The 12,024-nt window shown below is 71.0% G+C and carries 15 protein-coding genes; 6 read left to right on the top strand and 9 right to left on the bottom strand.

All coding sequences use genetic code 11. The annotated features are described in order from the left end of the window. Positions 1 to 28 precede the first annotated feature (28 nt). The 3 genes from PINTE_RS06055 to PINTE_RS06045 form a co-directional block, all read right to left on the bottom strand. Entirely contained in the window at positions 29 to 1,129 is a 1,101-nt protein-coding gene (locus PINTE_RS06055) for an NAD/NADP-dependent octopine/nopaline dehydrogenase family protein (RefSeq protein WP_084343300.1), read from the bottom strand. Positions 1,130 to 1,182: 53 nt separating this feature from the next. Then, positions 1,183 to 2,130, bottom strand: coding sequence for a cation diffusion facilitator family transporter (locus PINTE_RS06050; RefSeq protein WP_068427524.1), 948 nt, complete (start codon positions 2,128 to 2,130; stop codon positions 1,183 to 1,185). Positions 2,131 to 2,205: 75 nt separating this feature from the next. Further along, positions 2,206 to 2,604 (bottom strand): ArsR/SmtB family transcription factor, encoded by a 399-nt coding sequence (locus PINTE_RS06045; protein WP_084343299.1) that lies wholly within the window; start codon positions 2,602 to 2,604, stop codon positions 2,206 to 2,208. Positions 2,605 to 2,742: 138 nt separating this feature from the next. Here PINTE_RS06045 and PINTE_RS06040 point away from each other — a divergent pair, with 138 nt between their 5' ends. Next, positions 2,743 to 3,753 carry a hypothetical protein gene (locus PINTE_RS06040; RefSeq protein WP_157087104.1) on the top strand — a complete coding sequence of 337 codons (1,011 nt, stop codon included), beginning with the start codon at positions 2,743 to 2,745 and terminating at the stop codon, positions 3,751 to 3,753. A gap of 22 nt (positions 3,754 to 3,775) precedes the next feature. Here the strand turns inward: PINTE_RS06040 and PINTE_RS06035 are convergent, their stop codons facing one another. From PINTE_RS06035 to PINTE_RS22585, 4 genes are all read right to left on the bottom strand, one after another. Beyond that, positions 3,776 to 4,564, bottom strand: a complete 789-nt coding sequence (locus PINTE_RS06035; RefSeq protein ID WP_068427521.1) for a PrsW family intramembrane metalloprotease — start codon at positions 4,562 to 4,564, stop codon at positions 3,776 to 3,778. A gap of 90 nt (positions 4,565 to 4,654) precedes the next feature. Continuing rightward, entirely contained in the window at positions 4,655 to 4,993 is a 339-nt protein-coding gene (locus tag PINTE_RS06030; RefSeq protein WP_068427519.1) for an ArsR/SmtB family transcription factor, read from the bottom strand. Between the two features lie 3 nt (positions 4,994 to 4,996). Next, the gene (locus PINTE_RS06025; protein WP_068427516.1) at positions 4,997 to 6,247 is read right to left on the bottom strand and encodes an NADH:flavin oxidoreductase/NADH oxidase family protein; all 1,251 of its coding nucleotides are present in this window, start codon (positions 6,245 to 6,247) and stop codon (positions 4,997 to 4,999) included. A 61-nt stretch (positions 6,248 to 6,308) separates the two neighbouring features. Continuing rightward, positions 6,309 to 6,842 carry an HNH endonuclease signature motif containing protein gene (locus PINTE_RS22585; protein WP_068427514.1) on the bottom strand — a complete coding sequence of 178 codons (534 nt, stop codon included), beginning with the start codon at positions 6,840 to 6,842 and terminating at the stop codon, positions 6,309 to 6,311. On the opposite strand from PINTE_RS22585, the gene PINTE_RS23135 reads away from it, so the two are divergent. Then, positions 6,832 to 7,497 (top strand): hypothetical protein, encoded by a 666-nt coding sequence (locus PINTE_RS23135; protein WP_169798468.1) that lies wholly within the window; start codon positions 6,832 to 6,834, stop codon positions 7,495 to 7,497. The two genes, PINTE_RS22585 and PINTE_RS23135, sit on opposite strands and share 11 nt — an antisense overlap. A gap of 533 nt (positions 7,498 to 8,030) precedes the next feature. On the opposite strand, the gene PINTE_RS06010 is transcribed toward PINTE_RS23135, so the two are convergent. Continuing rightward, on the bottom strand, positions 8,031 to 8,426 hold the full coding sequence (locus PINTE_RS06010) for an NUDIX domain-containing protein (RefSeq protein WP_068427510.1): 396 nt from the start codon (positions 8,424 to 8,426) through the stop codon (positions 8,031 to 8,033). Between the two features lie 114 nt (positions 8,427 to 8,540). On the opposite strand from PINTE_RS06010, the gene PINTE_RS06005 reads away from it, so the two are divergent. The 3 genes from PINTE_RS06005 (at position 8,541) to PINTE_RS05995 (ending at position 10,541) form a co-directional block, all read left to right on the top strand. Then, on the top strand, positions 8,541 to 9,137 hold the full coding sequence (locus tag PINTE_RS06005; RefSeq protein ID WP_068427507.1) for a sugar O-acetyltransferase: 597 nt from the start codon (positions 8,541 to 8,543) through the stop codon (positions 9,135 to 9,137). A gap of 186 nt (positions 9,138 to 9,323) precedes the next feature. After that, the gene (locus tag PINTE_RS06000) at positions 9,324 to 10,214 is read left to right on the top strand and encodes a universal stress protein (protein ID WP_084343296.1); all 891 of its coding nucleotides are present in this window, start codon (positions 9,324 to 9,326) and stop codon (positions 10,212 to 10,214) included. Between the two features lie 24 nt (positions 10,215 to 10,238). Then, positions 10,239 to 10,541 carry an amphi-Trp domain-containing protein gene (locus tag PINTE_RS05995; protein WP_068427504.1) on the top strand — a complete coding sequence of 101 codons (303 nt, stop codon included), beginning with the start codon at positions 10,239 to 10,241 and terminating at the stop codon, positions 10,539 to 10,541. Positions 10,542 to 10,554: 13 nt separating this feature from the next. Here the strand turns inward: PINTE_RS05995 and PINTE_RS05990 are convergent, their stop codons facing one another. Next, positions 10,555 to 11,418, bottom strand: coding sequence for a LysR family transcriptional regulator (locus tag PINTE_RS05990; protein ID WP_068427502.1), 864 nt, complete (start codon positions 11,416 to 11,418; stop codon positions 10,555 to 10,557). Between the two features lie 126 nt (positions 11,419 to 11,544). On the opposite strand from PINTE_RS05990, the gene PINTE_RS05985 reads away from it, so the two are divergent. Beyond that, positions 11,545 to 12,024, top strand: a 480-nt coding sequence (locus PINTE_RS05985; protein WP_174523990.1) for a nitronate monooxygenase, incomplete at its 3' end; no start/stop codon positions are given.

Below are 12,024 nucleotides of genomic sequence, written 5' to 3'. Positions count from 1 at the left end.
CCCGCCGCCGCGAAGGGAGACCGTCGCCTCAGAGGCCGCGAACCTGCTCCAGGGTCAGCTCAACGAAGCCCAGGTCGCGCGGCAATCGCTTTCCGGCGGCGCGGAAGTCGGTGTCGAGCACGATCGAGGCCAGCGAGATCACGGTGTCGATCGCGGGCGTGGCGACGCCGCACTGGCGGGCCAGTTCGGACATGAACACCAGGCCGTAGGGCACGTCCTCGGTGAGGTAGCGGAAGTCGAGGCTGCTCGGCGCCCGCGAGGTCGCGAACCCGATGCCCTCGTTGTAGCCCTTGAGGTACGTCGACTCCGAGACGTAGCCCTGCCGCAGCCCGAGCTCCGGGTCGGGCACGATGTCGATGCCGAGCACGCGCCCCAGCTCCTGGCGCTCGCGGTCGATCGCCTCCATGAGGCGGGCCGCGGCCGTCGTCACTCCGTCGGTGTAGAAGAGGAAGTCGCCGCCGGTGTTCTCGATGCGCCCGGCGTTGAGCAGCATGATCGCCGGGTGCAGCACCGGGTTGCCGTTCTGCAGCGTGGTCTGCAGCACGTTCTTCGCGGCCTCGGCCTGCGGCCACACCACCTGCAGGGCCGCGAGCAGCTCCGGCGTGCGGCTGCTCGGCAGCGCCGCGGCGAACAGCGCGTCCAGCACCCGGGTCGTCACGCGCACGACGCCCGGCTCCACGAGCCGGCACCCGTAGGGCAGCGTGTGGGTCTCGCCGACGACGTAGGTGTCGTCCATGAGGTCGAGCCCGAGCGCCTGCTTGAGCACCACGGCGCCGTTGCACGAGCTCGGCAGCACGCAGTAGACGGTGTCGCGCGACAGCCTCCCGCGCAGCGCCTCGCCCATCGCCTCGTGCGCGTACGCCGGACCGACGACGAGCACGAGTCGGGCGCCGTCGAGCGCGCGGTCGAGGTCGTGCCCGGCGTAGCGGATCGGCGCGGTGCCCTCGAACTTGACCCGTCCTTCGATGTGCCCGGAGGCGGCAATCGCGGCGATGTTCGCGTCGAACCGCTCGAAGTCCCACATCGACACCTCGTGGCCGGCCTGCGCCCACTCGAACGCCGCCGCCGTGCCCCCGTTGCCGGACCCCATGATCGCCACGCGCATCGTCGCGCTCCCCCTACTCTTCATCGTCTGTCGCTCATCCGTCGCTCACAGGGGGCGGCCCGGACCGGCCGCCCCCGTCAAGGATGCAGGGCCCCGCCGGACTCGTGGTCACGGTGGTGCTCGGGCTCCAGCTGGAACGTCGCGTGATGGACCGCGACCTCGAAGTGCTCGGCGACACAACGCTGCAGGTCGTCGAGGATGCGCGGCGCGTGGCCGTCCTCGAAACAGCCCGACTCGACGACCACGTGCGCCGACAGGATCGGCAGGCCGGTCGCGACCGTCGAGGCGTGCAGGTCGTGCACCTCCTTGACGTGATCGAGCGCCAGGATGTGCCCGCGCACCTCGTCGAGGTCGAGGCCCTTGGGGGTGAACTCCATGAGCACGGCCACCGTCTCGCGGATGAGCAACGCCGCGCGGGGAATGATGAGCAGCCCGATGAGCAGCGCCGCGATCGTGTCGGCACGGGCGTAGCCGGTGGTCATCATGAGGATCGCCGACGCGATGACCGCCAGCGTGCCGAGCGCGTCCATGAGCACTTCGAGGAACGCCGCCCGCATGTTGAAGTTCGCGGAGCGGCCGGCCGACAGCACGAGCATCGCGGCGAGGTTGAGCACGAGCCCGACCACGCCGAAGACGAGCAGCTCCTGCGCCGCGACCTGCGGCGGGTTCTCCCAGCGGTGCACCGCCTCGACGAGCGCGTACCCGCTGACCCCGACGAGCAGAGCCGCCTGCGCGAGCGCGGCGATCACCTCGATACGACGAAACCCCCACGTGCGCTTGCTGTTCGGCGGGCGAACCATGAGCGTCGCCGCGACCAGGGCCACGAGCAGCCCGGCGGAGTCGGTCAGCGAGTGCACCATGTCGACGAGGATCGCGAGGCTGCCGGTGACCCAGGCCCCGACGCCCTGGGCGATGACGATGCCGAGGACCAGCGCGAACGCGATGGCCAGACGCCGCCGGAAGTCGGGAGCCTGTGCCGCGTGTTCGGGGTCCACGCCGTGGTCGTGTGCATGTCCGGCGCCCATGTCCGGACCTCCTTCGGTGATCTATTCATCGCTTTCTGGCGATGTTATCGCTTGAGCGAGTTATGACAAGCCGTCTCACCCGGTGGCGACCCCGGTGGACGCCGCGTCGCGGTGCCGCCGCAGGTGCGCGCCGAGTTCGGCCCGCGTGCCGGTGGCCTGCAGGAGCGCCTCCGCGGCGGCGATGAGCGCCCCGAGCCGCACCGGCTCCGCGAGGGAGTACCAGGAGGAACGGCCGGCCGGCCGCACGACGACGAGGCGGCACTCGAGGAGAAAACTCAGGTGCTTGCTGACCGTCGACTGCGCGAACCCCAGGTGGTCGACGAGGTCGCGGACGCGGTGCTCGCCGGAGGCGAGATGCTGCAGGATCGCCAGCCGGGTGGGGTCGGCCAACCCCTGGAACAGGTGCGCGTAGGTCGCCGTCGACTCCGGGTCGATGACGACCAGCTCGTCGAGCACTCCCGAATCCATTGCCATGAAGCGATGTTATCGCCGGTCATTCCTCAAACGGAGGACCACAGCACTGGCCCCCGATGGCATTCGGATTTCCTTGTGGCAGAGGGGAATCGGCCGATGGGCAGGTGTCCGATCAGCGCCTGAGTCAGGAGCGGTCACATGCCAGTTCGTCCATCGGCGATCGCCTCGGTGGTCGTCCTGCTGCTGCTCGGGATTCCCGCGACCGCGGGCGCGGCCACCACTCCCGCGACCGCCCGCACGACCGCTTCACCCGCCGCGCCACCGACCGGCACCTACCGGTCGGCTCCGCTGACCGTGCGGGTGTCGCGGCTGACGATGACGGAGCGGCCCGCCGCCTCCCTCGGCGACGTGCGCGCCCGAATGATCCTGCCCCGGGCGCTCGCCGGGCGCGGGTACCAGCTGGAGGCGAGCGGCACCGCCGGCACCGGCGTTCCCGATCGCAACGCGTTCGGGCAGAAGATCACCTGCGCCGATGCGAGCAACCGCATTGTGGCGCAGTCGTGGTCGGGCACGAACACGTTGAACGCCGAGGGCGGCGCGACGGTGCGCAACCGGCTCCTGTTCGTGCCGCCGCGCACCGGTCGCTACGTGTGCTCGCTGCGCGCCTACGTCAACTCGCACACGCTGCAGCCCGCGACGCAGATGCTCAGGAGCGCCCGGCTGGCGGTGACGCGCGGGGCGATCCCGCCACGGGACCTGCGCACCGCCTCCCCGCGGACCGCGAACACGCACGTGGTGGCGAACCGCACGTACGCGATTTACGCGGATTCGTTCCGGCCGAGGGCGACCACCCGGTCGGTCTCCGTGCGCGCGAGCCTGTACATCACCTCGTGCTACGGCGGCGGCGGAGCCGGTTGCCCCCGCGGCTCGTTCCCGCGCACCGGTGAGGCGGTCTACTCCCTACGGCACGTGCTGATTCCGGCCAACCGCGCCTGCCGCAGCGTGCGGACTCCCGAGCGCACGTACCGGGTGTCCGTGGCCCGTCACCATCTCGGCCACCACGTCGACCTCACCGGGGTGGCGCCGCGTGGGCGCGCGGTGGGCGCCTGCGGCACCTGGCGCACCGTCACGTACCTGACGAAGAAGCCCGGGCTGACGTTCGGGCTGCACGCGGGGGCCTACGCCCAGTTGTCGTGGACGGCGCGCTGATCCGGAGCCGCGTCATGGCGAGTCAGGCAGCCGGGGCGGTCAGGGAGCCGGCCCGGCGGGCGGCGTGGATGAACCACAGGAGCGCGGCGGTACTGACGACCGCGACCCCCAGATGCAGCGTGACGGAGGCGGTGGCGTCCCAGACGGCGTGCAGCACGACGGCCGCGAGGTAGGCGCCGAGCAGGTGCGTGAACGGGGCGACGCCGTTGCGCCAGCGCCACAGCATGGCGGCGGTGACGCCGGTCCACGCGATGTGGCAGGCCGGGGACAGCAGGCCGCGCAGCAGCAGGGTCGCGTCGACGGCGGCGAGGTCGCCGCGGGAGGCGAGCAGGCTGACGAAGCCGTAGCCCATCGTCTCCAGGGTCGCGAAACCGGTGGCCGAGGCGACGCCGACGGCCACCCCGGCCCACCCGCGGGCCGGCCGGTAGAGCAGCAGCAGAGCGGCGGGCACGATGAGCTTGGCGCCCTCCTCGATGAGCCCGACCGCGAGCATCGGCAGGAACGACAGCCCCCGCAGCGTGTCGTACTCGAGCACGCCGGCGGTCAGGGTGCCGACGACGCCCCCGACGATCGCGACGAGAACCAGCGCGCCGACCGGGGCGATCGGCCCGCGCCGGCCTCCGGAGGCGAACAGCAGCGCCGCCGACGGCACCGTGACCGAGCCGATGAGCAGCAGCGACGGAAAGAAGTTCGGGTTGTCGGTGGCGAGCATGACTTCGAGCACCGCGATGTACGCCAGCACTCCCCCGACGAGCGCGAGCACCCATCCCCAACGGGACGGCCAGGGGTTCGAGGGGATGGTTGTCGTCACCCGCGAAGGCTACCGGTGCGGGCGCGAAGCCGCCCCGTCCGTCGTGCTGTAGTGGATGTTTGATACATCGGGCAGGGTGGCCCGAGCGCGTCAATCGCTGTGCGGCACCTCGCCTGCACCGGCGGCCAGGTCCGCCTCCAGGCTCTCCAGAAGTCGGCGCAGCAGACGCAGGCCGTCGGTGACCTCGGCGCGGTAGTAGCGCTGAGTGCCCGACTTGGTGGCGGAGACCAGCCCGCTGTGCTGCAGCAGCTTGAGGTGATGGGAGACGGCAGGTCGCGAGAGCGTCGAGGTCTCGGCGATGTCGCCGACGCACAGCGGACCGTTCTCGACGAGTTGCACGAGGATCCGTTGGCGGTGTTCGTCTTTGAGCGTCTCGAAGACGGGGATGCACGCGTTGAGCAGGTCGAGGCTGCACAGGTCGTCGGCCATGGCTCAGCCCCTGGCGCGGGCAGCGCGGCGCGGCCGCAGCGCACCCGGACCGTGCTGCCTCAGCGCGAATCCGATGGCCGGCCAGGCGCTCTGGGAGTCGGAGGCGCGCTTGCCGTCGGCGATCCGGCGCATCTGCAGTTCGTACCAGGTGAGGGCGAGCGCCGAACCCATGGCTTTGTCGAGGGCCGGCACCCGGGTGGACAGGCGCGGGAGGCGCACCGGCTCCGCGCCGCCGGTGAGGAGGCGGGCCGGCAGGTCGGGCTCGACGACGAGGGGTCGAGCCAGGCCGATGACGTCGGTGACGTTGTCGGACAGCGCGTCGGCCATCGCCTCGGCGGTGCGGAAACCGCCGGTGAGCAGCACGGGGATGTCGACCTCGTCGCGCAGACGCCGGGCGTAGTCGGAGAAGTAGGCGCCCACCGCCGATCCACCGGTCTGCATGACGGGGCTGGCGTAGGTGCCGCCGGAGATCTCGAGCAGGTCGAGGCCGAGGCCGGCCATTCTGCGGGCCACCTCGATCGACTCCTCCTGGGTGAAACCCCCCTCGACGAAGTCGGCGGAGTTGAGCTTGAGGCCGATCGGAAAGTCGCCGCCGAGTTCGGCGCGCATGCCTTCGTAGATCTCGACGAGGAAGCGCATGCGAGCGGCGAGGTCGCCGCCGTATTCGTCGGTGCGGTGGTTGTCGCGCGGCGAGAGGAACTGGTTGACGAGATAGCCGTGCGCGCCGTGGATCTGCACGCCGGTGAAGCCGGCCTCCTTGGCGATACGCGCCGTCGTGACGAAGCGCCGCACGAGGTCGCGGATTTCGTCGCGGGTCAGCTCGCGCGGCGGCACGAACAGGCGGCTCATGTCCCCGCCGATCGGCACGGCGCTGGGGGCGACCGGGGCCGAATTGACCGAGCGCGGAGACTGTTTGCCCGGGTGGTTGATCTGCATCCACAGGTGCGCGCCACCCTCGGTGCCCGCCTGCGCCCATTCACGCAGCACGTGGAGGTGCCGCTCATCCTCGATCGCGACGTTGCCCGGCTCCCCGAGCGCAGTGCGATCGACCATGACGTTGCCGCTGATGACCAGGCCCGCGCCACCGCGGGCCCACGTGCGATAGAGCGCGACGTGCCTGCGGTTCGGCGCGGCGTCGCGGGAGGCGAGCGCCTCGCTCATCGCCGACTTGGCGAGGCGGTTCTTCAACACCGCACCCCCGGGCAGCGTCAGCGGCTCGGCGAGGGTGGCGGTGGTTGGGTGGGTGTGAGACATGAGTCCATCAATTCGTTTAAGTATTTGAACGTTTAGACCAATCGTAGATTACGTTCGGGTGCTAGCCGGCACGTGGTCGGTTGCCGATGGGGGTGCCGTCGGCTCTGCTCCATCTGACCTCGCCGTCGATGACGACGCCGATGAAGCCGTAGCGGTGGACGACGGTGTGGTGGTGCCGGCAGAGCAGGGCGGTGTTGTGGCGGTCGGTGGGTCCGCCCATGAGCCAGCTGATGAGGTGGTGTCCGTCGCACCAGGCGGGTGGCATGGAGCAGCCGGGGAAGGTGCATCCGCCGTCTCGCATGGCCAGGTAGGTGGCCAGTGCCGGTGTGATCAGGCGTTTTCCGCGGCCGAGGTCGAGGGGTTCGGGCCCGGTGCCGAGGACGGCGGGGATGATCTGCGCGTCGCAGGACAGGACCCGCACCTGGCCGGGGGTCAGGGTGTGGCCGAAGGCGGTGGTGCCGCTGCCGTGGTTGTGGTCGGTGCGGAATCCGGTGCCGCCGGTGCGTTCGCGGTGCTTGCGCACGAGGTCGGCGAACAGGCCCGGCAGGGCCTCGGATTCGAGCCCGGCGACCAGGTCGGCGAGCTTGATCGTCACGACGACCTTGGCTTTGGCGCCGGTGCCCGGGCGTGTTCTTGTCCGGCACCGCGGCGTGCGCAGCGAGCGCGACGAGGGCGTCGGCGCGGCGTTCGCCGGCGGTGCGCAGGTCGGGCTCGGTGCGACCGGTGACCGCCGCGTCCAGGGCTTCGGCCTCAGCGTCGAATCCGTCAGCGGCAGCGTCGGCCGCACTAGTCGCTCCGGCAGGGTCGGTGGTTTCATCCGTTCCGGTCGTGTCGGGCTTGGTCGGGCGCGGCGCGCTCAGGGCGTTGATCGCGGCGATCACCACGGCCGCCGAGGCCGCGTCGAGCCGAACCCGGCCTTCGTACATCCCGGTCCGCGGGTTCAGCGTCAGCTCGGTGAAGTCGCGGCGCTCGTAGCGGCGTTCGCGTTCTTCATACTCGCCCTCGGTGCCGTACTGCCCGATCAGCTGCTCTTCCATCGCCGCCAGCTCACGCCGGTTCACGCCGTGCGGGGCCAAGCCGATCAACGCGTCCATCACACCGTCCCAGGACTTCACGGTGATCGAGGCCTGCAACCGCCGGTAGGTCGCGGCGAGCAAGTCGGCGGCCTCAATGGCGACCCGCCCCTCCAGCACGGCCTCGCGCAGCGGCGCCGCGTCCTGCCGATCGCAGATGCGCGCCAGCGCGTCTAACGCCCGGGCCCGGCTCGGCGAGACCGGCACCCCGGCGTCGACGTGCGACTGACTCACCCACGCCGGCACCCGCGGATGATCCGACTCCGCAATGACCCCGCGGTTCTCGGCCTCCAGCACGACGGCCGCCTGCGCGGCAGACGCTGCGGCGACCGCACCAGCCGCCGCAGCGGCCAGTTCCGGCAACTCAGCAGACCCGACCCGCGACAACAGGCCCGGCAACCCCGACAACACCGCGCGCGCCGCTTTCACCTGTGCCAGCAGCGCCTCCCCAACCGGCGCCCCGCCTCCCGACAGGTCGACGTCACCGGCCGATGCCGCAGCACCGTCGGAGGCGTTGACGTCAGGGGTGAAGTCCATGCACATAGGATATCGAACACACGTCTATTTGGTGGTTGTGACTAACCTTGAGTTCGCCTGTCAGACAGAGGAATTCAAAGCGCTTCGGGAGGCCATGAATTCCCTTCTCGAAGAAAGGAATTCGCCGATATGCAACAGTGTGAGTTGCGTCACTTCTCGCCGGTGGTGCGCTCTCAACCGAGCACGCCCGACTCCCGCAGGTAGACGGCAAGGTCGGTGGTCAGCGGCAGATCGTCGAGCTCGGCAAGCGCCACCCAGCGCGCGTCGTCGGCGTCATCCCCGGGGGTCAGTTCGCCGCCGATGACGGTCGCTGCGAAGTCGCGGATGTCGTAGGCACGTCCGTCACCGATGGGCACCTGCACGCGCCACAGTTCCCGACCGACCCGCACCCGAAGGCCCGTCTCCTCGTGAGCCTCACGTGCGGCCGCCTCCTGCGGGGTCTCGCCAGGCTCGCACTTTCCTCCGGGCACCGACCAGCACCCCCGTTGCGGCTCCCGGCCCCGTTGCACGAGGAGCACCCGGCCCACCTCGTCGACAATGACGGCGCTCGCCGCACGCACCAACTCCATGGTTGCCCCCTTCGCACCCTGGCACCCATCATCGTCCGCGACACTGACACCGGGCGACAACGAGGCGATGCGAAGATGCCGAGAAGCCACCGGCCACGAGACGAGGGGCAGCTCATGGATCTCACACAAATCTTTGCACACATGGCCACGGGCGACATGTACGACGACCTGCGCCGGCCTCTCGTCGATGCTCGCATCGCGGCGGTGCAGGCCACCGACCGCTACAACGCCTCGTACAGTCGACCGCAGACCGATCGGGAGGCGTTGCTGCGCTCGGTCGTCGGCTCGATGGGCACCGACGTCGGCTTCGAGCCGACCTTCCGCTGCGAGTTCGGCCGCAACATCCACCTCGGTTCGCGGGTGTTCGGCAACTTCGATTGCGTCATGCTCGACGCCGCGCCGATCACGATCGGCGACGACGTGCTCATCGGGCCCAAGGTCGGCTTCTACAGCGCCGACCACGCACTCGATGTCGGCGAACGCCTCGCCGGCGCCTGCCGAGCCCGGCCGATCACCGTCGGCGACGGTGTCTGGATCAGCGGCGGCGTCAGCGTCCTACCCGGAGTCACCATCGGAGCCGGTGCCGTCATCGGCGCCGGCAGCGTCGTCACCGCGGACGTTCCCCCGCGCACGATCGCCGCAGGCAACCCCGCGCGGGTGCTGCGCGAGATCACCGCCGCCGACCGCACGGGGTACCGCCCCAGTCACTGACTCGAGCCACCGAAGCGAGCCCCTGACCCGAGCCATCGAACCGAGCCACGGATCGAGCCACAGATTGGGCGCGACAGCGCGGTGACCACGGGAAACATCCCGTGAAGCCCCGAAGTGAGCGCGCGTGCGTCGTTAGGCTGGGAGTGCCGCGAACGAGCGCGGGTCACGTCGAGGAGGTCGTGCGTCATGTCCGTCGCAGGCAGGGTGGTCGCCGGAACCGATGGGTCGAGCCGTTCCCACGATGCGGTCCGCTGGGCCGCCGGGCGGGCGCAGCTCTACGGGGTCGGGTTGACGATCGTGCGGGTGCTTCCCCGGTTGCTGATCCCCAGCCGCGCGGCCGCGATGCGCGCGATGCGCAGCGGCGTCGACCTCGACGCCCGCATCCACGAGTCGGCGCAGCGTCAACTCGACGAGGCGGCCGCCGTGGCCCGTGCCGACCACCCGGAACTCGACATCGAGACCGAGGTGATCACGGGCGACTCCGCCGGTGCGCTCGCCGACATCACCGAGACGGCAAGGCTGCTCGTCATCGGTTCGACCGGCGCCTCGGGGGTCTCCGGGGTGCTCCTCGGTGGCACCGCCTCCGGTGTGCTGCACCACGCGCGCGGTCCGCTGGTCGTCGTCCCGCACTCCCTCGGGGACCCGCAGGGGCCGGTCGTCGTCGGCCTCGACGACACCCCCGCGGCGGTCGACCTGGCGCGGGTGGCGGTCGCCGAGGCGCAGCTCAGTGAGCGCACCCTGCTCGCCATGCACGCGTGGGACGTCGACGCGATCGTCGGCGACATCGTCACCGCGTTGCTCACCGAGAAGGCCGCCATCGCAAAGCAATACGAGGAGATGCTCGACGAGATCGTCGAGCAGGCTCGCGGTGATGCCCCGGTCGAGACCGAGTCGCGCGCGCAGACCGGCCGGGCCGAACGGGTGCTCGCCGAAGCCTCCACGTCGGCCTCGCTGCTCGTCGTCGGAAGCCGGGGCCGGGGCGGGTTCACCGGGCTGCTGCTCGGGTCGGTGAGCCGGTCGCTCATCACCCACTCGGCCTGCCCGACGATGCTCGTCCGCACCACGCCGGCCCACTGAACCATCCAGCTGAACGGAGGGGCCATGACGAAGACGAAGCTGCTGAGTACCTCCGAGGCTCTCGACCGGGACGGCGCCGCCGACCTGCTCAACGCCCTCGCCGAGCGGCTCCGGGGCGGCACCGTGCTGCTCGAGAGCGCCACCGACTCCGTGACCGTCCAGGTGCCGGAGGGCGTGACGGTCGATGTCGACCTGACGTCTCGTCAGAAGAGCGCGGGAACGAAGGTGAAGATCGACGTCGAGATCGAGTGGTACGAGGGCGCGGACGCCGTGGGCGGAGCCAGCGGTCTGACGCTCCCGGAGCCGGGCACGAGCGAGACCGGCTGAGCCCTGAGGCTGTTCACGCCTGCCGACGCGCGGGCCGCGAGCGCTGCACCGCCCAGTCGGCGAGCGCTGTCGCGGCCGGGCGGCGGTCCCGAGCGCGGGTGACCAACGAGACCGTGACCTCGGGCGCGTCCTTGATCGGGTGATAGGTGACGCCCGGATGAGGGGCCAACTCCGCGGCGAGCGCCGGCACGATGCCGATGCCGCGGTCGGCCGCGACGTACGCGAGCCACTCGTCGAAGTCGACGCAGGAGACCGCCTCCTTCGGCCTCGAGCGCCACAGGTCGGGCGTCGTCGTGCCGTTGGCGCGGTTGAGCACGACGGGGAATCGCGCGAGTTCGTCCCACGATGCGTCGACGGCCGCGGCGAACCGGGAACCGCGGGCGATCGTCAGGACGCGCGGCTCGCGCCCGACGGGGATCGCGACGAGATCGTCCGCGACGACCGGTAGGCGGTGCACGGCGGCGTGCAGCCGCCCCGCCCGCAGCTCCTCCAGGGGCCGCTCGGTGCGGCGCACGCGCAGCGTCAGGGCGGGCTGGTGGTCGCGCAGCCACGGTTCGAGGTCCGGCGGTAACCACGGCGGCAGCAGCCAGCTGAATCCCAGTGTGGCGTGCACTTCGTCGGCCCCGACGCTCGCCACCGCCTCGTCGAACTGGGCGACCGCAGCCTGCGCCTCCGGGAGGAAGCGGCGGCCGGCCGGCGTGAGCGTCAGGCCGCGGGGTCCGCGATCGACGAGACGGACCCGCAGCCTCGACTCCAGCTGCGTCAGCGTGCGAGACAGGGCGGGTTGCCCGATCCGCAGGCGCCGCGCGGCCGCCGTGATCGAACCGCTGTGCACCACTTCGATGAACGCCCGCAGGTGCCGGATCTCGACGTCCATGGCACGGCAGCGTAGAGCGCGCGGACGTCACGGACATGCCGTTCGGGCATGATCCATGCCGCATCGGCAGTTCCCCCTCGCCGCGGCAGCTCCTACCGTCGAGCAAGGCAGCTCGAGGAGGAGCCGATGTTCGCACTGCAGGACCTACCCCGCCCCCTGGTCGTCGCGCCGATGGCCGGCGGCATGTCGACCCCGGAACTCGTCGTCGCCGCGGAGCGCGCCGGCGCCCTGGGGTTCCTCGCCGCCGGCTACAAGAGCGTCGAGGCGATGACCGAACAGATTGCGCGCACAAGGCAGCTCGGCGGCGAACTGGTCGGCGTCAACCTGTTCGTCCCCGACCCGGAGCCGGTCGATCTCGCGGCCGCCCGGGCCTACCGGGAGCGGCTGACCCCGCTCGCGCGGCGATATGGCGTGCAGCTGCCGGAGCCGCACGCCGACGACGACGTCTATGACGTGAAGATCGCTGCGCTGCTGGAGAATCCGGTGACCGTCGTGTCGTTCGCGTTCGGTTGCCCGAGCGGCGAGGTCGTGGCCCGCGTCCACGAGGTCGGCACCGCCGCGGTCGCCACGGTCACCTCCGCGGACGAGGCGCGCCAGGCCGCGGCC

The sequence above is a fragment of the Piscicoccus intestinalis NBRC 104926 genome (assembly GCF_001515525.1).
Classification (GTDB): Bacteria; Actinomycetota; Actinomycetes; order Actinomycetales; family Dermatophilaceae; genus Kineosphaera; species Kineosphaera intestinalis.
The sequence above is the reverse complement of the archived record's forward strand: the minus strand, read 5'-3'. Positions and strand labels throughout refer to the sequence as shown.

Coding starts and splice junctions, on each gene's coding strand:
- PINTE_RS06055 (WP_084343300.1), bottom strand. CDS start 1,129: ATGAAGAGTAGGGGGAGCGCGACGATGCGCGTGGCGATCATGGGGTCC.
- PINTE_RS06050 (WP_068427524.1), bottom strand. CDS start 2,130: ATGGGCGCCGGACATGCACACGACCACGGCGTGGACCCCGAACACGCG.
- PINTE_RS06045 (WP_084343299.1), bottom strand. CDS start 2,604: ATGGCAATGGATTCGGGAGTGCTCGACGAGCTGGTCGTCATCGACCCG.
- PINTE_RS06040 (WP_157087104.1), top strand. CDS start 2,743: ATGCCAGTTCGTCCATCGGCGATCGCCTCGGTGGTCGTCCTGCTGCTG.
- PINTE_RS06030 (WP_068427519.1), bottom strand. CDS start 4,993: ATGGCCGACGACCTGTGCAGCCTCGACCTGCTCAACGCGTGCATCCCC.
- PINTE_RS06025 (WP_068427516.1), bottom strand. CDS start 6,247: ATGTCTCACACCCACCCAACCACCGCCACCCTCGCCGAGCCGCTGACG.
- PINTE_RS06010 (WP_068427510.1), bottom strand. CDS start 8,426: ATGGAGTTGGTGCGTGCGGCGAGCGCCGTCATTGTCGACGAGGTGGGC.
- PINTE_RS06005 (WP_068427507.1), top strand. CDS start 8,541: ATGGATCTCACACAAATCTTTGCACACATGGCCACGGGCGACATGTAC.
- PINTE_RS06000 (WP_084343296.1), top strand. CDS start 9,324: ATGTCCGTCGCAGGCAGGGTGGTCGCCGGAACCGATGGGTCGAGCCGT.
- PINTE_RS05995 (WP_068427504.1), top strand. CDS start 10,239: ATGACGAAGACGAAGCTGCTGAGTACCTCCGAGGCTCTCGACCGGGAC.
- PINTE_RS05990 (WP_068427502.1), bottom strand. CDS start 11,418: ATGGACGTCGAGATCCGGCACCTGCGGGCGTTCATCGAAGTGGTGCAC.